This is a genomic window from Acinetobacter defluvii, from assembly GCF_001704615.3.
In the GTDB taxonomy this organism is placed as follows: domain Bacteria; phylum Pseudomonadota; class Gammaproteobacteria; order Pseudomonadales; family Moraxellaceae; genus Acinetobacter; species Acinetobacter defluvii.
Genome location: NZ_CP029397.2, coordinates 1,883,938 through 1,902,972, shown reverse-complemented (window position 1 = coordinate 1,902,972; position 19,035 = coordinate 1,883,938). Strand labels below are relative to the sequence as shown.

At 37.1% G+C, this 19,035-nt stretch carries 22 protein-coding genes; 18 read left to right on the top strand and 4 right to left on the bottom strand.

Features of this window, described 5'->3' with window-relative positions:
• Positions 1-56: 56 nt before the first annotated feature.
• The 9 genes from ung (at position 57) to pyrF (ending at position 7,089) form a co-directional block, all read left to right on the top strand.
• Complete coding sequence (gene ung / locus DJ533_RS11465; RefSeq protein ID WP_065992950.1) at positions 57-770, top strand: uracil-DNA glycosylase; 714 nt, start codon at positions 57-59, stop codon at positions 768-770.
• A complete protein-coding gene (locus tag DJ533_RS11460; protein WP_065992952.1) occupies positions 767-1,891 on the top strand; it encodes an enoyl-CoA hydratase/isomerase family protein in 1,125 nt (374 codons plus the stop codon). Before ung ends, DJ533_RS11460 begins: the two co-directional genes overlap by 4 nt.
• A 9-nt stretch (positions 1,892-1,900) precedes the next feature.
• Positions 1,901-2,422 (top strand): tRNA adenosine(34) deaminase TadA, encoded by a 522-nt coding sequence (gene tadA, locus DJ533_RS11455; protein WP_065992954.1) that lies wholly within the window; start codon positions 1,901-1,903, stop codon positions 2,420-2,422.
• A 55-nt stretch (positions 2,423-2,477) separates the two neighbouring features.
• On the top strand, positions 2,478-2,912 hold the full coding sequence (locus tag DJ533_RS11450) for an SRPBCC family protein (protein ID WP_065992956.1): 435 nt from the start codon (positions 2,478-2,480) through the stop codon (positions 2,910-2,912).
• Between the two features lie 12 nt (positions 2,913-2,924).
• Entirely contained in the window at positions 2,925-3,617 is a 693-nt protein-coding gene (gene cmk / locus DJ533_RS11445; protein ID WP_065992958.1) for a (d)CMP kinase, read from the top strand.
• A 105-nt stretch (positions 3,618-3,722) separates the two neighbouring features.
• Positions 3,723-5,399 (top strand): 30S ribosomal protein S1, encoded by a 1,677-nt coding sequence (gene rpsA / locus DJ533_RS11440; protein ID WP_065992959.1) that lies wholly within the window; start codon positions 3,723-3,725, stop codon positions 5,397-5,399.
• A gap of 162 nt (positions 5,400-5,561) precedes the next feature.
• Positions 5,562-5,867, top strand: coding sequence for an integration host factor subunit beta (locus tag DJ533_RS11435; RefSeq protein WP_065992960.1), 306 nt, complete (start codon positions 5,562-5,564; stop codon positions 5,865-5,867).
• 18 nt (positions 5,868-5,885) lie between these two features.
• Positions 5,886-6,251, top strand: coding sequence for a lipopolysaccharide assembly protein LapA domain-containing protein (locus DJ533_RS11430; RefSeq protein WP_065992962.1), 366 nt, complete (start codon positions 5,886-5,888; stop codon positions 6,249-6,251).
• A 142-nt stretch (positions 6,252-6,393) separates the two neighbouring features.
• Positions 6,394-7,089: an orotidine-5'-phosphate decarboxylase gene (pyrF, locus tag DJ533_RS11425; RefSeq protein ID WP_089024774.1), complete on the top strand. Its 696-nt coding sequence runs from the start codon at positions 6,394-6,396 to the stop codon at positions 7,087-7,089.
• A 439-nt stretch (positions 7,090-7,528) separates the two neighbouring features.
• Here pyrF and DJ533_RS11420 read toward each other — a convergent pair whose 3' ends face one another.
• A complete protein-coding gene (locus tag DJ533_RS11420) occupies positions 7,529-8,437 on the bottom strand; it encodes a lysine exporter LysO family protein (protein WP_065992964.1) in 909 nt (302 codons plus the stop codon).
• Between the two features lie 44 nt (positions 8,438-8,481).
• Positions 8,482-9,990: a flavin-containing monooxygenase gene (locus tag DJ533_RS11415; RefSeq protein ID WP_089024775.1), complete on the bottom strand. Its 1,509-nt coding sequence runs from the start codon at positions 9,988-9,990 to the stop codon at positions 8,482-8,484.
• A 170-nt stretch (positions 9,991-10,160) separates the two neighbouring features.
• On the opposite strand from DJ533_RS11415, the gene DJ533_RS11410 reads away from it, so the two are divergent.
• The 4 genes from DJ533_RS11410 (at position 10,161) to DJ533_RS11395 (ending at position 15,835) form a co-directional block, all read left to right on the top strand.
• Positions 10,161-11,171, top strand: a complete 1,011-nt coding sequence (locus DJ533_RS11410; protein WP_065993075.1) for an AraC family transcriptional regulator — start codon at positions 10,161-10,163, stop codon at positions 11,169-11,171.
• 100 nt (positions 11,172-11,271) lie between these two features.
• A complete protein-coding gene (zapE, locus tag DJ533_RS11405; protein WP_065992968.1) occupies positions 11,272-12,420 on the top strand; it encodes a cell division protein ZapE in 1,149 nt (382 codons plus the stop codon).
• A 376-nt stretch (positions 12,421-12,796) separates the two neighbouring features.
• Positions 12,797-14,959, top strand: a complete 2,163-nt coding sequence (locus DJ533_RS11400) for a malate synthase G (RefSeq protein ID WP_065992972.1) — start codon at positions 12,797-12,799, stop codon at positions 14,957-14,959.
• A gap of 273 nt (positions 14,960-15,232) precedes the next feature.
• Entirely contained in the window at positions 15,233-15,835 is a 603-nt protein-coding gene (locus DJ533_RS11395; RefSeq protein ID WP_065992974.1) for an O-methyltransferase, read from the top strand.
• A gap of 22 nt (positions 15,836-15,857) precedes the next feature.
• Here the strand turns inward: DJ533_RS11395 and DJ533_RS11390 are convergent, their stop codons facing one another.
• Positions 15,858-16,064 carry a KTSC domain-containing protein gene (locus DJ533_RS11390; protein ID WP_065992976.1) on the bottom strand — a complete coding sequence of 69 codons (207 nt, stop codon included), beginning with the start codon at positions 16,062-16,064 and terminating at the stop codon, positions 15,858-15,860.
• A 172-nt stretch (positions 16,065-16,236) separates the two neighbouring features.
• Between DJ533_RS11390 and DJ533_RS11385 the strand changes: the two genes are divergently transcribed.
• The gene (locus DJ533_RS11385; RefSeq protein ID WP_065992978.1) at positions 16,237-16,734 is read left to right on the top strand and encodes an endonuclease V; all 498 of its coding nucleotides are present in this window, start codon (positions 16,237-16,239) and stop codon (positions 16,732-16,734) included.
• Between the two features lie 95 nt (positions 16,735-16,829).
• A complete protein-coding gene (locus DJ533_RS11380) occupies positions 16,830-17,186 on the top strand; it encodes a VOC family protein (RefSeq protein ID WP_065992980.1) in 357 nt (118 codons plus the stop codon).
• 67 nt (positions 17,187-17,253) lie between these two features.
• Here DJ533_RS11380 and ahpC read toward each other — a convergent pair whose 3' ends face one another.
• Positions 17,254-17,817: an alkyl hydroperoxide reductase subunit C gene (gene ahpC, locus DJ533_RS11375; protein ID WP_065992982.1), complete on the bottom strand. Its 564-nt coding sequence runs from the start codon at positions 17,815-17,817 to the stop codon at positions 17,254-17,256.
• Between the two features lie 344 nt (positions 17,818-18,161).
• Between ahpC and DJ533_RS11370 the strand changes: the two genes are divergently transcribed.
• The 3 genes from DJ533_RS11370 (at position 18,162) to DJ533_RS11365 (ending at position 19,034) form a co-directional block, all read left to right on the top strand.
• Positions 18,162-18,452 (top strand): hypothetical protein, encoded by a 291-nt coding sequence (locus DJ533_RS11370; protein WP_065992983.1) that lies wholly within the window; start codon positions 18,162-18,164, stop codon positions 18,450-18,452.
• 1 nt (position 18,453) lies between these two features.
• The gene (locus DJ533_RS18695; protein ID WP_171488558.1) at positions 18,454-18,597 is read left to right on the top strand and encodes a hypothetical protein; all 144 of its coding nucleotides are present in this window, start codon (positions 18,454-18,456) and stop codon (positions 18,595-18,597) included.
• A gap of 83 nt (positions 18,598-18,680) precedes the next feature.
• Complete coding sequence (locus tag DJ533_RS11365) at positions 18,681-19,034, top strand: hypothetical protein (RefSeq protein ID WP_065992984.1); 354 nt, start codon at positions 18,681-18,683, stop codon at positions 19,032-19,034.
• Position 19,035 lies beyond the last annotated feature (1 nt).

Here is a 19,035-nt window from a genome sequence, read left to right as displayed (position 1 = left end):
AGATCATTTAAATTTAAGAAAGATTAGCTTCAGTTAGGAATGAAGGAAGGAACACAGTGCAATTCACTGAACAAGAGCAAGCAAAGTTAAATCACGTTCGCTTGGATGAAAGTTGGAAAGCAGGATTGGCTGAGTTTTTGCTGAGTCCAAAAATGGATCAGCTACGTGAATTCTTAAAGTCACAATTTGCCCAAAATAAACAAATTTATCCTGAAAATTCATTGATTTTTAATGCCTTGGATACCACACCTTTGCATAATGTAAAAGTTGTGATTTTGGGGCAAGACCCATACCATGGTCCAAAGCAGGCACATGGCTTAAGTTTTTCTGTGCAAAGAGGGGTTGCATTACCGCCATCTTTGCGTAATATCTTCCATGAATTAAATACTGACCTTGGTGTGAGTGTGTCTAAACATGGTGACTTGACCAAATGGGCAGAGCAAGGCGTACTTTTACTCAACAGTGTTTTAACGGTTGAAGCGGGGCAGCCTACTTCGCATCAAAAACAAGGTTGGGAAGAGTTTACCGATACAGTCATTGATGTGATTAATGAGCAATGTTCGCACGTGGTGTTCATTTTATGGGGCGCTTATGCACAACGTAAAGGGCAACGTATAGATCAAACAAAACATCTGGTGTTAAAAGCTGCGCATCCTTCTCCTTTGGCAGCGAATCGAGGTGGTTTCTTTGGTTGTAAAGTATTTTCAAAAACAAATAATTATCTGAAACAACATGGCATTGAGCCAATTGACTGGCAGCTGGACGCATGACAAATTCTCCTGAAATCAACACTTATCATCCTGATTTAATTATCGAAGAAGCAGCCAATGGTTGGCGAATTATTCGTTTAAATCGCCCAAAATCTTTGCACGCTCTGGATGAGTCCATTGTGGCAGCTTTATTGAAGTTGTTTGAAGACTTTCATTCGGATGATCAGGTTAAAGCCATTTGGTTAGATTCAACTACACCAAAAGCATTTTGTGCGGGTGGCGATGTCAGAAAACTTCGCCAATTGGTCATTAATGATGAGGTTGACACAGCCAATCAGTTCTTTAAAACTGAATACGCATTAGATTTGCTTTTACATGACTATGCTAAGCCTGTGGTGGTATGGGGTGAGGGTTATGTGATGGGTGGTGGTTTAGGTTTGTTTATGGCGGCACCATTTCGTTTAGTGACGCCTTACTCACGTTTAGCGATGCCGGAAGTGAATATCGGCTTGTATCCAGATGTAGGTGCGACACGCTTCCTTGCAGATCGTGGACCAGTAGGTTTATTTACAGGTTTAACAGGCTCAATCATGACTGCGGCAGGGGGTTATGGTATTGGTTGGGCGACACATATTTGTGATGCGCAGCGTGATGTAGTGTTGCAAAAGCTGATTGATATCGATTGGGATCATTATCCAGCGGGTGACTTCCGTGCCTTAGATGACACTTTAAATAGTTTGCATCGTCCTGTTTCTCCGGGTCCATTACAAAACTCACTTGATGTGATTCATAGTGTTTGTCGTGGTGTAAATTTCCAACAAGACTATGAAGCGATCATTGGTCTTAGCGAAGCACGCAGTGATTGGTTACGCCAAGCCAGTGAAAACTTGCAAAAAGGCTCACCAAGTACAGCAGCGATCACATGGTTGCTTTGGCAATGGGGACGCCAAGTGCATCCTTGGAGTGAAGTGTTTGAGTTAGAAGCGCAAATTTCTGATTGGAAAATTCGTCATCCTGACTTTGTAGAAGGTGTACGTGCACGTTTGGTGGATAAAGATTTATCACCTGAATGGCAAGCGGTTGAGTCAATGACGCTAAAAGGCATTCTTGCAAGTAATCCACCAACGACGACTATTGAAAGTTGGAATGTATTGCTTAGACAATATGATGTGATTGCTTAACTTTGATCAATGACAGATACGCAAAAAATACAAGATGAATTTTGGATGCAGCAGGCTTTTGAGCAAGCTGCATCTGCTGCTTTGCAGGGAGAAATTCCTGTGGGTGCGGTGCTTGTAAGCGAAGGTGAAATCATTGGGCAAGGCTACAATACGCCTATTTCGGCACATGACCCTACTGCACATGCTGAAATTCAAGCTATTCGCCAAGCTTGTTTAAATATTCAAAACTATCGTTTACCTGAAGATACAACCCTGTATGTCACTTTAGAACCTTGTACAATGTGTGTAGGGGCATTAATTCATGCACGCGTGAAACGTGTAGTTTTTGCGGCAGCAGAGCCTAAAGCGGGTTCTTTAGTCAGTAGTCGGCAGTTGTTAGAAAATGGTTATTACAATCATATTTTTGAATTTGAAGGTGGCTGCATGCAACAACAATGTTCACAACAGCTTTCTGATTTTTTTAAAATGCGCCGTGAACAAAAAAAGCAGCAACGTTTACTCGAAAAGTCATTAAAAGATCAAATAAAATAAGTTAAACTCACAAAACTTTGACAATATTAATTGTCATTTTATAAAGGAAATAACAATGAATTCAATTCAAGTAAAACAAGAGTTTAATGCACCCATCGATCAAGTGTTTGATTTATTATCAAAACATGCCACTTATAATGTTGCCTTTGCGCCTATCCAAGTAGTGCGTGTGAAAGATGCTGCTGATCCAGAACGCCCAGATGGTCTCGGTTCTGTGCGCCGTATGGGATTTGGTCCAATTAAACCGATTCAAGAACAAATTACTTTAGTTGATGTGAATAAACGCATTGAATATAAATTGATTAAGAATCCTTTGATCAAGCACCATCTTGGAATGATTGAGTTTACTGAGCTTGCACCAAATAAAACACAAGTGGATTATACGATTGAATTACAAGCACGTGCACCTTTTGTGAGTAAATTAATACTTGCACAGCTCAAGCTAGCGATTACACTTGGCTTTAAGAAATTAGCAAAGTCTATAAAGTAAACTGGAAGATTAATGACGATTCAAATTATTACGATTGATGGGCCAAGTGGTTCAGGTAAAGGTACACTTGCAGCAAAATTGGCTGCGCATTATCAATTTCATTTATTAGACTCGGGTGCGATCTATCGTTTACTTGGATTATCATTGCATAAACATAATTTGCTTGATTGTTTGGATGATGTAGAAGCCTTAAAACAATCTGAAAAAATTGCAACAAATTTAGATATTAAATTTGTCACAGAAGCCGCATTAGCAACACAAGTTTTTTTAGATGACGAAAATGTCACTGAAACTATTCGTACTGAGCGAGTGGGTGAGTTTGCATCAAAAGTGGCAGCAATTCCTGTCCTTAGAAGCGCGCTTTTTGAACGTCAACGTGCTTTTGCGCAAGCTCCTGGTTTGGTTGCAGATGGTCGAGATATGGCGACCTCTATTTTTCCAGAAGCACAAGCGAAAATTTACTTGACCGCCTCAGCGGAGTCTCGTGCAGAGCGCCGAGTAAAACAGTTGCAGGCGATGGGCTTGGATGTTAAAATAAGCGACATTTTAGCTAACATACAGGCACGTGATAAGCGTGATATGGAACGTACAGTCGCTCCACTCAAGCCAGCACAAGATGCATATATTATTGATAGTTCTACATTAAATATCGATGAAGTATTCAAATTGATGACTGATTTTATCGATGCGCAGTTAGCAAAATAACAAATTTAGTGGAAGCATAGCCTGATCAGTTTTATACGGACTATGTGGAGACTTAACTAAACCGGCCTTGTCTGATCCAAGACCGCTGACTTTTCTAGGTATATCATGACCGAATCTTTTGCAGCCCTCTTTGAAGAAAGCGAATTAAACCTCAACGTTGAAAAGGGTGCAGTCATCCAAGGTATCGTTGTTAGTATCGATTCTGACTGGGTAACTGTTGATACTGGCCTTAAATCTGAAGGCGTTGTATCACGTGCTGAATTCTTAAACGAACAACGTGAGCTTGAAGTTCAAGTTGGCGATACAGTAGACGTAGTTGTTGAAGCGCTTGACAACGGTATGGGTCAAACTGTTTTATCACGTGAAAAAGCAAAACGTGCTGAAACTTGGACTAAACTTGAAAAAATCTTTGAAGATGGCGAAATCGTTACTGGTGTTATCTCTGGTAAAGTTAAAGGCGGTTTCACTGTTGACATCGGTCCAGTTCGTGCGTTCTTACCAGGTTCTTTGGTAGACACTCGTCCAATCCGTGATACAACTCACCTTGAAGGCAAAGAGTTAGAATTCAAAGTAATCAAACTTGATGCTAAACGTAACAACGTTGTTGTATCTCGTCGTGCTGTTATGGAAGCTGAATCTTCAGCTGACCGTGAAGCGCTTCTTTCTCAATTGGAAGAAGGTCAAACAGTTACTGGTACAATCAAAAATCTTACTGACTACGGTGCATTCGTTGACCTTGGTGGTATTGATGGTCTTCTACATATCACAGATATGGCTTGGAAACGCATTAAACACCCTTCAGAAGTTGTTGAAGTGGGTCAAGAAGTTACTGTTAAAGTACTTAAATTTGACAAAGAGCGTAACCGTGTATCACTAGGTCTTAAACAACTTGGTGAAGATCCATGGTTAGCGATCATGAACCGTTATCCTAAAGGTTCTATCGTTAAAGCACGTGTAACTAATTTAACTGACTACGGTTGCTTTGCTGAAATCGCTGAAGGCGTTGAAGGTTTAGTACACGTTTCAGAAATGGATCACACAAACAAAAACATCCACCCATCTAAAGTTGTTCAGATTGGTGACGAAGTTGATGTTATGGTTCTTGAAGTTGATGAAGAACGTCGTCGTATTTCTCTTGGTATCAAACAAACTCGTGCGAATCCATGGGAAGAGTTTGCTAAAGCACATGAGAAAGGTGAAAAAGTTTCTGGTACGATCAAATCTATCACTGACTTTGGTATCTTCATTGGCTTAAACGGTGGTATCGACGGTCTAGTTCACTTGTCTGATATTTCTTGGAACGAACAAGGCGAAGAAGCGATTCGTCGTTACAAGAAAGGCGACACAGTTGAAGCTGTTATCTTGTCTGTAGATGCAGAAGGTAACCGTATCAGCCTTGGCGTGAAACAATTGAACAGCGATCCATTCAATGACTTCTTAGCTGCTAACGAACGCGGTGCGTTGGTTAAAGGTACAGTAACTGCAGTTGATGCGAAAGGCGCAACTGTTAAGTTAGCTGACGAAGTTGAAGCTTCTTTGAAAGCATCTGAAATCAATCGTGATCGCGTTGAAGATGCAACTAAATTCTTAGAAGTAGGTCAAGAAGTTGAAGCTAAAATCATCAACGTTGATCGTAAATCTCGCTCTATCAACTTGTCTATCAAAGCGAAAGACGAAGCTGAAGAGAAAGAAGCGGTTGCTAACTTGAAAACAGCTACAACTGCTCAAGACAATGGTCCAAAAACGATTGGCGACTTGATCAAAGCTCAAATGAATCACTAAGTTGCTGTAAAAAAGTATTATTTAATGTAATTAATTAATACTTTTTATACAAATACTGTAAAAGGTAGCGTAGTATACGATTACTGCGCTACCTTTTTGTATTTAAAAAGGATATTATTTAAAGTAAGCTAAATAGCATTAAAATGAAATTGAGGTCGTAGGATGACAACTGAAGCATTAAACAAATCTGACTTAATTGAAAGAATTGCGCTTAAAAATCCACACTTAGCTGAACCCTTAGTGGAAGAAGCAGTAAAGATCATGATTGATCAAATGATCGCATCATTATCGGCTGATAATCGTATTGAAATTCGTGGCTTTGGCAGTTTTGCGTTACATCATCGCGAGCCACGTGTAGGGCGTAATCCTAAAACAGGTAAATCAGTAGAAGTAGCTGCAAAGGCTGTACCGCATTTCAAGCCAGGTAAAGCTTTACGTGATGCAGTAAACGAGTCTGCGAATAAATAAAATTCGAATGGGGTGTTTATGCGCTTTATTTTAGGTCTACTTTTGGTTGCAGTGTTTGTTTATTCTTTAGCACTGGTTTTAATCAATGGGACAGAATTACCAGTAGACCTTTGGTTTACTCAAGTTCCAGCAATGCGTTTAGGGTTATTGCTTTTATTAACTTTAGCCATTGGAATTGTCTTAGGGCTGTTAGTGGGTGTTCAGGTTTTCCGAGTATTTCAAAATAATTGGGAAATTCGCCGTTTGCGCAAAGACATTGATCATTTACGCAAAGAGCAGATTCAAAATGCTCAATTGGCAGCAGCCGAAGCAGCCGCAAGTGTACGCCATGAAAAAACTGTGATGGATGTATATCCTGAAGATAAAAATTCTAAGCCATTATAATTTTTATAAACCCTCAATCATTGAAAATAATGAAAGATTGAGGGTTTTTACTTTCATAATAAATATATTAAATCTGGTTTACATTTCACATTAATTCTTGGTACTCCTGAGGAATATCCCTATAATAAGGCACCTTATTGTGATGGAAATGAATCTCTTGAGTATTATTGTTGCCTTAGATGCTAAAAGCCAATATGACGCATTAAAAATTGCTGATCAATTAGATCCATCACTTTGCCGTTTAAAAGTGGGTAAAGAACTCTTTACGCACGAAGGTTCATCGATTGTAAAAGCATTGCATGATCGTCAGTTTGAAGTCTTTTTAGATTTAAAATTTCACGATATACCAAACACAACAGCACAAGCTGTATGTGCCGCAGGTGATATGGGGGTATGGATGGTCAATGTCCATGCTTCAGGTGGTCGTAAAATGATGGAAACCTGTGTCGAGCGTTTAAAAGCAGGAAATTATCAGACGCAATTGATTGCAGTAACTGTATTGACCTCAATGGGGCGTGAAGACTTACGTGATATCGGTTTAGATATTGAGCCTTTTGAGCAAGTGAAGCGTTTAGCGAAACTCACCAAAGACAGTGGCTTGGATGGTGTAGTATGTTCTGCACAAGAAGCAAAAATGCTACGTGAAGACTTGGGGAAAAATTTTGCTTTAGTGACGCCTGGAATTCGTCCTGCAGGTTCAAGTGCAGATGATCAAAAGCGGATTGTGACCCCGAAACAAGCGATGTTAGATGGTTCTACACATTTGGTAATTGGTCGTCCGATTACGCAGTCAGAAAATCCAAGTCAAACTTTGAAAGATATTTTGGCGACATTGTAATATGTGCTATTGTAAATAATATCTAGTAGAAAACCTTTTACAAGGTTTTTCTACTTATTGAAAAATATTGATTTATATAAATTAAAATAATAATAAGGTATATGTTTAGTGTTTAAAATTAAACTATTGGTTATTATTTTGCTGTTAATTTTATTGCACTTTGATGTTTAGAACTCTATAAACAGAGAGTTTATGCTCATGCGATGAAAAAGTTTTGTGTGCAGTCGTACATAGAAAACGGTCAATTAAATTTTAGTAATGATTGCTAAAAGCGGTCAATTTAAACTTATCGAAACCCTAATCAGAAAAATTAAAATTTAAGTAAAATGAACATTTTTCTAAAAACCCAAGCTTAGATACAGCACTTTTTCAGCTAGAGATTAAGAACAATAAAGTGATTCATATTCGTTATTCTCCAGCCGAATATGGGTGCGAAAACTTATAACGCTGCTAAAATACTCACAGCAATCGGTGCAAGCACGGACAATATAAAACCACTCACCATTGCATGGGGAATAAAATCATTCCCACACGCTTGTTTGACCATGGGTAGGGTCACATCCATTGCGGTTGCACCGGCAGAAGAAATTGCAGAACGTGGATAACGCCAACCGATCATATACATCAATAAAATCGCAAAAATTTCTCTAAATAAATCATTAATTAAAGCAATACTGCCAAGGTGTGCATTTTTCAGTTCAGTGACTACAATTCCTGTCATAGAATAAAAGCCATAACCTTGTGATAACATAATTAAGTCTTTTAAGCTAATGTTGCTTATCATGAACGAGCAAACCACCGCACCTAAAATAGAACCGATAATACACCCAACAGGTACGAGTAAGATTTTCCAATTTAGCCAAGAACGATCTAATGGAGAATAAGCGAGGTCTAAACCGATTAATGACATGAAAACGAGAAGTAAATACCATGTACTCACATGGAGTTGATAATCAAAATAATTAAATAATATAGATAAGCCATATCCCAAAGCCAATGCAATAAAGGCATAACTGATATTGAGTAATGAACCTATTAACAAGTCTATTGAAACTTTGCCTTGTGTAGGCTGAAAACCGATACTTTTAAATAAAATATAACAGCATAAAAAAGCACCGACAGAGGTTGCTAAAGCAATCGAAATGGCATCACTTAGAATTTGGGTAGGATGAGCAATACGATCTAAGGTTTGTGCAAATTCAATTGCTATCGCAATCAATAGAATGTAAGTAAAATAAGGAAGGATTTTTAAAGCAATTTTTTCTAGCCATTGCGGTAGCCTGCGTGCCAGAATAAAACCGACGAATAGACAAAATAAAAGCTGAAAGATAAGCCAAAGAGATTGCATAAAAAAGGGCAGATAATCAATATCTGCCCATTATAGCGAAAGTTTTAAGCAGCACGTGTGCTTTTATTTGTATTTTGCTTTTGACCTAGCAGTACATAATCGGCTGGATTAGCTTTACGGGTTTGTAACCAAAATTTCCATGTATAGGTTGGCCATAAGGCAAAGTTTTTACCGCCATCTTGTTGATACCAACTGACACAGCCAGACTGCCACACTGTACCTTTCAGTTTCTCTTGTACATCTTCATTAAATTGATCTTGAACTTCAGGTTTTACCATCACAGATTGGGTTTTAGTTTTATCGACCAATTGGATCAGTTGTAAAATATAGTTAACTTGAGATTCGATCATGAAAATAACTGAGTTATGTCCAAGTACGGTATTTGGTCCTAATAATTGAAATAAATTTGGGAAATTTTTTGTGCTGATGCCGTAGTAACTTTCAGCACCATCTTTCCAAGCGTCTTTGAGTTCAATCCCATTTAAACCATAGCATGCAAATGATTTTAAATAAATGCGAGGGTCAGTGATAAAACCTGTACCATAAATTAAACAATCAATAGCACGCTCTTTACCATCTTTGGTGATGATACTATTTTCAGTAAGTTCCTGAATCGCATCCGTAATCAGTTCCACATTTTCACGGTTAAATGTTGGGAAATATTTATTGGAAATTAAAATACGTTTACAACCCATCACATAATCAGGTGTCAATTTTTTTGCAATCGCTTTATCTTTCACTTGAAACTTAATGAAGGCTTCAGCCAGTTTTTGTCCATATTTCATGATTTGTGGTTGTACAATGGGTACAACACGGAATTCATTTGACCAATATAAACGAGCACGATGCAGTTTTCTAAACCATTCAAAGCGACTAAATAATTTTTTATCTACATCGTTGTATTTGCGTTCATCACGTGGAATGACCCAAGCCGCTGTACGTTGGAAAACGTATAAATTTTTAACTTTAGGTGCAATTTCAGGAATATATTGAATCGCACTCCCTCCTGTGCCAATCGAAGCGACATTTTTTTCATTCAAATTATATTGATGATTCCATTGTGAAGAGTGGAAAACTTCACCTTTGAATTTTTCAATGCCTTTAATTTTTGGAATTTGTGGGACATGTAAAGGACCAGATGCAAAAATTACAAATTGTGCATTAATTTTTTGTCCATTTTTTAAGACTAAATGCCAATGACATTGCTCTTCATTGTATGTAGTAGAAACAACTTCTTGGTTGAATTGAATATATTTTTTAAGATTATATTCTTTAATGAGATCTTGGATATAGTCAAAAATTTCAGGTGCTTCGGCATAACGTTTTGACCAATCTTTCTTCGGGGCAAAAGACAATGAATACATGTGGGATTGCACATCACAAGCAGCGCCAGGATATTGATTTTCACGCCACGTTCCCCCGACATCACTTGCTTTTTCGAGGATGATAAAATCATGAATATTGGCTTGTAACAAACGAATCGCCATCGCTAATCCGCCAAAACCTGCACCAATAATGGCAATTTGCGTATTTTGTTGATTATTGTTAGTCATGGAGCTTGCTGCACACATTTTTAAAACCCAGTTTTTTTGATTTTGCCAAGATTAAATTAATTTTGGCAGCAGTAACATGATTCTATTAACAGAAAAATTGATCAAATCGGCAATGTTCAAAGTGGATAGAGTATAGTAAAAAACAGACAGCAAAAAATATTGTAATGATGATGAAAAGATCGATACTTGGTTTGATGTACTTGATTCAGGGCATGCGTAATGCAGGAATTGATGTGGATGAACGTCTAGCTAGCATCGGAATTCAGTCAGATGCCCTTGATCCAAGTTCAATTATTCACCCAAGTTTAGAATGGGATATTCAAAAAATTATTGGGCAAGGGGTCAAGCCAGAAACAGGATTATTTATTGGTCAACATTATGCTTTGGCTGGCTATGGTCCTTTACTGATGCTCTTGGTGACATGTAATACCGTGGGTGAGGCTATTGAAAATGGCATACGTTTTCAGGGTTTAACCCATTTATATGGTGAATTAAGTACGATTGAGAATCATCGACAAATCGCTTTGAGTTATCAGCCTGTTGACTTAACTACAGAAATGGGTTTGTTACGGGCGCAGTGTGAAATCTCAGGGACTTATAAATTTCTTCAAGATATTTATAAAATGATGGGATTATTTGTACCTGATATGCGAATCGAATTGCCATTTCAGCAGCCTGAAGATGCAGAAACATTGCAACAGTTTTATGACTATTATGGTGTTAATTTATATTTTGGTTGTAAAACGGCAGCATTTTGGTTAGATAAATATGTGGTCGATGTTAAAATTCCATCCGCAGACCCAATTACCAATCGAGTTTATGAAGCAAAATGTATTGAGGAAATTCAAAGGCTTAGTTTTGTTGAGAATGAAGTTCCTGTCCTAATTCAGCGGGTGAATGATTATTTGGAATTGCAACAAGGTGTCATTCCAACAATGGCAGAAACAGCACATGCTTTAAATCTACCAGAACGTACGTTGCGTCATCAATTGCAGCAACTGAATACCAGTTATAAAGCAATTCGAGAGCAATTAATCAAACATAAGGCATTGCGTTTGATTGAATATAAAGAATATTCAATTGAAATGATTGCTGAGTTATTGGGATATTCTGAACCTGCGGCATTTAATCATGCATTTAAACGTTGGTTTGGACAAAGCCCACGCCAATATGGCAAGTAAACAATTTTTCTGTATAGCAAGGATGAATTAATGACAAAGTCTTATTTATCACATTGTAATTTTCGCTATACTTCCATCAGCCCTTAAAAGTATTCGTAATATGTTAGACAAGAAATCAGCACATAGCACCGCATTTACACCCGTATCTCCTGCTGAGCGTTATGCTCAAGCTTTATCATCTGGGCAGTTTTTGCCCGATGAAGCACAGGCGCAAGCAGTGCATGAGTTAGATCGTGTTTGGCAAGAACTCATTCATCGTTATAAAGCATCTAAAAAAGCTTTCCGTCGTTTCCGCCGCCAGACTTCGCCAAAAGGTGTATATATGTGGGGTGGCGTAGGGCGTGGCAAAACATGGTTAATGGATCAATTTTATGATTCGATTCCATTTCGTCGCAAAACCCGTATGCATTTTCATCATTTTATGCAATTTGTGCATAAAGAATTAAATAAACTTTCAGGACAACGTAATCCTTTGGATTTGGTCGCTGATCAAATTTATAAAGATGCAGTGGTGATTTGTTTTGATGAATTTTTTGTATCTAATGTTACCGATGCAATGATTCTCAGTGATTTATTCCAAAAGTTATTTTCCCGTGGTATTACCTTAATCGCCACATCAAATATTGCACCAGATGGTTTATATAAAAATGGTATTCATCGTGATCGTTTTTTACCAACCATTGAAATGGTCAAGAAAAACTGTGTTGTCCTCAATGTCGATGCAGGAGTGGACTATCGTCTACGTGTGCTAAAACAAGCGCAATTGTTTAAATCTCCTCTCAATGAGGCAAATTCTGCATGGATGGCGGAACGTTTCAAGGCTTTAGTGTCGTCACAAGTAGTATCTAAAGATCCGATCATGATCAATAATCGTGTGGTACAAACTTTGGGGCATACTGAGGATGTGTTGTGGTGTGATTTTTCTGAACTATGTATGAAACCACGAAGTCCGTCTGATTTTATTGAAATAGCCAATATTTATAATACGGTTTTAGTTAGTAATGTGCCGCACTTAAATGATTTTCTGTCAGAAGGCACACGCCGTTTTATTTATTTGGTGGATGAGTTTTATGATCGTGGGGTAAAGTTGCTCCTGACTTCAGCAGACACGATTATTGAGATTTATGAAGGTGAAAAGTTAGCATTTGAAATTGAGCGGACGCGGTCACGTTTACTTGAAATGCAATCAGATGATTATTTGCAATCTGAACATCGTCAAATTCAAGGCAAAGATTTACAAGTTGAATAATCTCAAATCAGCACTCGAAAGAGTGCTTTTTTATGAAAAAATGAAACACATTGTTCACAAGCTTTTATCGACATTCGATATTTTTCATGGCTTAATCGGGGATGATAAAAAGTATATTGGCATTAAAATGAAGAAATAATCGGCGTTCTTGGCACTTAAGTCTAATGTCGACATTTTAAAAACTTTATACACTGTGGAAAGAGTATTCAAATTGTTGATGTTGTGCGCTTCTTGAATGGTATTTAATTGAATGATGTAACCATGTATTCAATTTAAAATGCTTACTATTTAGGAATGTGATATTACTATTCAGCAAGGTATAAATCGGTATACTAAGAATCTCTTGTTATAAAAAGTAGCAATATCAGGAAAGACAATGACTGCACGTATTCAAAAAGGCAAGTTAGCGATTGCTAAAGAACTCTACGATTTCATCGAAAATGAAGCTTTACCAGGCTCAGGTCTAGACAGCGAAAAATACTGGAAAGATTTCGAGCAAGTTGTTGTCGATCTTAGTCCAAAAAATAAAGCATTATTGGCTAAGCGTGACGATCTTCAAGCAAAAATTGATGAATGGCACCGCAACAATAAATTTGAACTCGAAGCTTATAAAGCTTTCCTTACAGAAATTGGCTACTTATTACCAGAAGTAGAAGATTTCCAAATCACGACCGAAAATGTCGATGAAGAAATAGCATTATTGGCTGGTGCGCAACTGGTTGTACCTGTACGTAATGCACGTTATTGCTTAAACGCTGCCAATGCGCGTTGGGGCTCTTTATATGATGCACTTTACGGTTTTGACGTAATCTCTGAAGAAGGTGGTGCGGAAAAAGGTAAAGGTTATAACCCTGTTCGTGGTGACAAAGTTATTGCATTTGCTAAGAATTTCTTAAATGAAACATTCCCATTGGCGAATGGTTCACATGCTGATGCAACTAAATATGCAGTTGAAGCTAAAAAACTTGTTGTTACCTTAAAAGATGGTTCAACAACGACTTTGGCACATGAAGCACAATTTGTTGGTTTTAATGGTGAAGAAGCTGCACCAAATGAAATCGTATTATTAAATAATGGCTTACACGTTATTATTGAAATTGATGCGAACAGCCCAATTGGTAAAACTGATGCTGCTGGCGTAAAAGATTTAGTACTTGAAGCTGCTGTAACGACTATTCAAGACTTAGAAGACTCCATTGCTGCAGTGGATGCTGAAGAAAAAGTTGAAGGTTATCGTAACTGGTTAGGCTTGATGAAAGGTGATCTTTCAGAGTCTATCGAGAAAAATGGTAAAACCATTACACGTACTTTGAACAAAGACCGCACACATAAAAACCTGATCGGTGGTGAAACGACGCTTCATGGTCGTTCATTGATGTTGCTTCGTAACGTAGGTCACTTGATGACAAACCCTGCAATTCTTGTAGATGGTGCTGAAATCTACGAAGGGATTATGGATGCATTAATCACACCGTTATTAACTTTTGCAGACATCAAAGGTCAAAATGAGAACAAGAACTCACGTAAAGGTTCTATGTATATCGTGAAGCCAAAAATGCATGGTCCTGAAGAAGTTGCATTTGCTGTTGAGCTATTTGAACGTGCTGAACAAGTGCTTGGTTTACCAGCGAAAACGTTGAAAATCGGGATCATGGACGAAGAACGCCGTACATCTGTAAACTTGAAAAACTGTATTGCGCAAGCGAAAGATCGTACGATCTTTATTAATACAGGTTTCATGGACCGTACAGGTGATGAAATTCATACCTTCATGGAAGCGGGTCCATTTGTTCGTAAAGGCGAAGTGAAAGCACAAATATGGTTCCCTGCCTATGAAAACCGTAATGTGATGATTGGTTTACAATCAGGTTTACGTGGTAAAGCACAGATTGGTAAAGGCATGTGGCCTAAACCAGACATGCTTTTAGACATGTACAAAACCAAGATCGAGCATCCTGAAGCAGGCGCAAGTTGTGCATGGGTTCCATCTCCATCTGGTGCAGTGATTCACGCAATTCATTACCATCAATGCAATGTTTCAACTCGTCAACAAGAGTTGTTAAAAACAGATGCATTACCATTAGATGACTTGTTAACACCACCTTTAGCGACAGATACAAACTGGACTGAAGAAGAGAAAACCAAAGAGCTTGAAAATAACTTACAAGGTATTTTAGGTTATGTGGTTCGTTGGGTTGACTTGGGTGTGGGTTGTTCGAAAGTTCCAGATATCAACAACGTTGGTTTGATGGAAGACCGTGCAACGTTGCGTATTTCTTCTCAACACGTTGCGAACTGGTTACGTCATGGTATCGTAACCAAAGAACAAGTTGAAGAAGTCATGCAGCGTATGGCTAAAATTGTGGATGAGCAAAATGCCAATGATCCACTTTACACGCCAATGGCACCAAGTTTTGATGGTTTTGCTTATAAAGCCGCTTATGATTTAGTGTTTAAAGGTGCTGAGCAGCCATCAGGTTATACAGAGCCATTACTTCATGCATATCGTTTAAAATTAAAAGGTTATACAGGTGACTAATCTGTAATTAAAAGCTTTTAAAGTCTAAAAAACCTCTGATTATTCAGGGGTTTTTTAGTTTTCACTCCTCAATAAAATAACAAGATATTTTTCAAATTTTTAAAGTAGAATAGTTTTTTGAAATAGCATTTATTGATGAATCAATCAGATAAATTGGTTTGCATTTGCGATTGGATAAAAAAGGATTTGTTGCACTTTATTTTTAAATGTCACGTGATTGACCTAAATAAATGCAATATTAAAACTAAAGAAAATAGGATATGGGTTGAAATTATGAGCTTAAGTTTAGACTTTGTTGAGAAAGTTAACCATTTATATCAGTCTTTTATCAAATATGATGCAACCCAATGTGATCGGCTTAAGCGTTATCGCAATATAGAGCCTGATTCTGCTCAATTTTTAGCGATGCAAATTCGTATTCAAAATTCTAAGAGAATCTTAGAAATAGGAACTTCTACAGGGTATTCAACTTTATGGTTGGCAGATGCGGCGCAGGTGACGCAAGGACAGATTACAACTTTAGAAATAGAAGAGCAACGCACACTTCAAGCTAAGAATTATGCTAAAGAGTTCGCGGTCGATGATGTTATTGAATTTTGGGTAGGGGATGCTTACGATTTTTTAATACAATCCCATGAAAAATATGATTTTATTTTACTGGATGCAGAGCGTGATCAATATCTTAAATATTGGCCGCATTTAAGTAAAATGATCAATGAAAATGGTGGCGTGCTTTTTGTGGATAATGTGATTTCACATGCCAGTGAGGTAAAAAATTTCATCCAAGAAGTTAAAAAAGATCAACGGTTTTTAAGTACAACATTATCCTTAGGGGCGGGGCTGTTTATGGTCACCCGCAAGGATTATCTATTATAAAAAAATCAGGACAAGCCTGATTTTATAAAATGCTAATGCGCGTAAAGTGCAGATCATACTCTAAATATTTTTGCACAAATACCGTTTTGTCTGGATAACGTAATAGATTATTGTAGATGAATTGTGGCACAGGATGGTAAAGCTCACCAGAACCATTGTTATAAAAAATTTTTAAATAGCGTGAAGATGCATTGTACTTCCAAGAAGTCACGGTCACCATTGATCCCATAAGCAACCCCTTATAATTTTTGATTATTTTGTAGAAAGTTGTTTTCTACATATTTTGAAATTAGTCTATTTATATTAGGGAATATATGACAGATTTGTAATTTAATTCTTCATTTTTCTGCTATTTATATGTTATTCGCCACTAAATTAAAAAGTTATAGCTTAGGTATTTTATGATTATCGCTTTCGATGTTGCCTATACTGAAAGTTTCGCACATGTTGTGGCTGTAGTTTTTGAAGATTGGACAAGCAAGCTTTGTACGCAAAGCTATACTTTAAATGTGCAAGAAATTGCGGAATATGAATCTGGACAATTTTATAAACGTGAATTGCCATGTATTTTGGCATTATTTAAACAAGTAAAAGAGCCAGTTACCATGATTTTGATTGATGGTTATGTCACTTTAGGAGAGGATCAACACAAGGGCTTAGGTCAATATTTATATGAGGCTTTAGACAGTGAGATTCCTGTGATTGGTGTTGCAAAGAATAGCTATAAAGGTACACCTTCGGACTGTGAAATTTTAAGAGGTCAAAGTACAAAACCTTTATATATTACAGCCAGAGGGATACAACTTGAGCAAGCAAAAAATAATGTGCAGAAAATGTATGGAAAATATCGTATGCCAGAGCTATTAAAACAAGTTGATCGTTTAAGTAAGGCGATATAATACTAATCGAGCATTTCTTGAAATTATTAAAAATGAACATAGGGCTTAATGATATCAACATCTATTTATATCTATAAAATAAAAGAGAGATAAAAATGATTCAGACCTCAGTTAATGAGAAAATATCAATTAATTATATTGAATTTAATGTTAAAGACATTAAGCAGACCAAAGCGTTTTATCAACATTTAGGTTGGACTTTTACTGACTTCGGCTCATCTTATTGTGAGTTCGATAGTGGCGTGATTAAAGGCGGTTTTGCCCAGTCTGATACAGTCCAAAGCGGAGGTGGTGCATTGGTTATTTTATATAGTGATCATCTCGAGCACAGTTTACAATGTGTCAAAGAGGCTGGTGGAACGATTGTACGCGACATTTTTAGTTTCCCTGGCGGTCGTCGTTTTCACTTTAAAGATTTAGATGATTATGAACTGGCGATTTGGTCAAATTGAAATATTCATAAAAAGTAAAAAACCACGCTTTTTAGCGTGGTTTTTTGATCAGATCAATCTAATAAAATTAGATTTTACCGACTAAGTCGATTGAAGGCGCTAAAGTAGCGTCACCTTCTTTCCATTTAGCTGGGCAAACTTCACCTGGGTGACCGTGAACATATTGAGCTGCTTTAACTTTACGAAGAAGTTCAGAAGCATCACGACCAATACCACCCGCATTGATTTCGATGATTTGGATTTTACCTTCTGGATCGATAACGAAAGTACCACGATCAGCAAGACCATCAGCTTCAATTAAAACTTCGAAGTTTTTAGCAAGTGTCCAAGTTGGATCGCCAACCATTACATATTGGATTTTTTTGATTTCTTCAGAAGAGTCGTGCCAAGCTTTGTGAGTGAAGTGTGTGTCAGTAGAAACTGAGTAGATTTCAACGCCTAACTTTTGGAATTCAGCGTAGTTGTCAGCAAGGTCGCCAAGCTCAGTTGGGCAAACAAAAGTGAAATCAGCAGGATAGAAGAAAACTACAGACCATTTGCCTTTAAGATCAGCTTCTGTAACTTCAATGAATTGACCGTTTTGGAATGCTTGTGCTTTAAATGGTTTAACTTCAGTATTAATTAAGCTCATCATTATCTCCATGATTGAGGTTAGTCTTTAATTTAAAAATAGAATAATGCAATTTTACTTATTGAGGAAATAGTATTTTTTTATGGTTAATATCGGAAAATCCGAATTAGCCAAACTCCAGAACTACTCCTCCAAATTGATCATTTTGTTCATACAACATAATTTCTAAACTATTAAAACATTAAAAATATGATGATTGAATGACAAAGTAATCTTTTCACTCTTTAAACAACATGCAGTCAGCGGTTGCTATTTTCAAGGGTGATTCTCAAAAAAATGCTAAAAAATGTTTCATTGTCTAAAATACATTCATATAAGATAACTTTTTAGATAAGAATACATTGATGATCATTAGTCAGATTTTGAGAGCTTTAGCGATTATTTTTCTTTTGATTGCTTCTTTGTGTGTAATTGGGGGAAATGGTTCATTTTGCCTATATGAATATGCAGGGCAAAATACAGTTTGGTCACTTGATCAGTTAAATGGCGGTATAAGCAATGATCCAAGTATCTTTGGCATAAGTGCCATGACGGCATTGATTTTTTTTTTTGCCTTTACTATTGTCTTATCATCGAGGTTGGTATTTGCTATTTTTTGTTGTGTTGATTCTTCTGCAAACAATTTTCCTGAGTAGCATGATCGATTCGCCATCAGTATTGGGCTTGGTTTATGACAGTATTGTTTATTGTCAAAATTATTGGTTGTTGGCTTGGGTGATTGGAGAATCACTATTTCTTATTTTAAGTTTGATGTTTATTTTTTATGAATTTGAAAATTAAGAACATCTTTGGAGTAAACCATTTTAAAATAATAATTTTCATTTCTTTAGTACTTGCAAGTTTTTCTGCATTGAGCGTAGAAGATGCAGGTCTGTGTTATAAACCTCTACGAAAATGGTGTATTGATCAATATTCAGGAGATCCAAGGTTCGCAAGCTGATGATAGTATGGTGTTTGGTATTGCTGGAATGTTGGGTTTTATTTTCTCACCGATATATTTTTTCAAACCTCCCCGTTCTTGGTGGATTGGATTATTTACAAGTTTGTGTTTATTACAGTTTCTAAGTTTGTGTATGGTGACGATTCCACTTGATCAAATTATTCACGACAGTGTGAAATTCTGCGACAATCTTTGGTTGCTTAGTTTTTTAATTTTCCAATCGATTTTTATTATTTTAAATTTGATGTATCCCAATTTTTCCTCATATTGGAAATAGA

Coding starts and splice junctions, on each gene's coding strand:
- DJ533_RS11460 (WP_065992952.1), top strand. CDS start 767: ATGACAAATTCTCCTGAAATCAACACTTATCATCCTGATTTAATTATC.
- tadA (WP_065992954.1), top strand. CDS start 1,901: ATGACAGATACGCAAAAAATACAAGATGAATTTTGGATGCAGCAGGCT.
- DJ533_RS11450 (WP_065992956.1), top strand. CDS start 2,478: ATGAATTCAATTCAAGTAAAACAAGAGTTTAATGCACCCATCGATCAA.
- cmk (WP_065992958.1), top strand. CDS start 2,925: ATGACGATTCAAATTATTACGATTGATGGGCCAAGTGGTTCAGGTAAA.
- rpsA (WP_065992959.1), top strand. CDS start 3,723: ATGACCGAATCTTTTGCAGCCCTCTTTGAAGAAAGCGAATTAAACCTC.
- DJ533_RS11435 (WP_065992960.1), top strand. CDS start 5,562: ATGACAACTGAAGCATTAAACAAATCTGACTTAATTGAAAGAATTGCG.
- DJ533_RS11430 (WP_065992962.1), top strand. CDS start 5,886: ATGCGCTTTATTTTAGGTCTACTTTTGGTTGCAGTGTTTGTTTATTCT.
- pyrF (WP_089024774.1), top strand. CDS start 6,394: ATGGAAATGAATCTCTTGAGTATTATTGTTGCCTTAGATGCTAAAAGC.
- DJ533_RS11420 (WP_065992964.1), bottom strand. CDS start 8,437: ATGCAATCTCTTTGGCTTATCTTTCAGCTTTTATTTTGTCTATTCGTC.
- DJ533_RS11415 (WP_089024775.1), bottom strand. CDS start 9,990: ATGACTAACAATAATCAACAAAATACGCAAATTGCCATTATTGGTGCA.
- DJ533_RS11410 (WP_065993075.1), top strand. CDS start 10,161: ATGAAAAGATCGATACTTGGTTTGATGTACTTGATTCAGGGCATGCGT.
- zapE (WP_065992968.1), top strand. CDS start 11,272: ATGTTAGACAAGAAATCAGCACATAGCACCGCATTTACACCCGTATCT.
- DJ533_RS11400 (WP_065992972.1), top strand. CDS start 12,797: ATGACTGCACGTATTCAAAAAGGCAAGTTAGCGATTGCTAAAGAACTC.
- DJ533_RS11395 (WP_065992974.1), top strand. CDS start 15,233: ATGAGCTTAAGTTTAGACTTTGTTGAGAAAGTTAACCATTTATATCAG.
- DJ533_RS11390 (WP_065992976.1), bottom strand. CDS start 16,064: ATGGGATCAATGGTGACCGTGACTTCTTGGAAGTACAATGCATCTTCA.
- DJ533_RS11385 (WP_065992978.1), top strand. CDS start 16,237: ATGATTATCGCTTTCGATGTTGCCTATACTGAAAGTTTCGCACATGTT.
- DJ533_RS11380 (WP_065992980.1), top strand. CDS start 16,830: ATGATTCAGACCTCAGTTAATGAGAAAATATCAATTAATTATATTGAA.
- ahpC (WP_065992982.1), bottom strand. CDS start 17,817: ATGAGCTTAATTAATACTGAAGTTAAACCATTTAAAGCACAAGCATTC.
- DJ533_RS11370 (WP_065992983.1), top strand. CDS start 18,162: ATGATCATTAGTCAGATTTTGAGAGCTTTAGCGATTATTTTTCTTTTG.
- DJ533_RS18695 (WP_171488558.1), top strand. CDS start 18,454: ATGATCGATTCGCCATCAGTATTGGGCTTGGTTTATGACAGTATTGTT.
- DJ533_RS11365 (WP_065992984.1), top strand. CDS start 18,681: ATGCAGGTCTGTGTTATAAACCTCTACGAAAATGGTGTATTGATCAAT.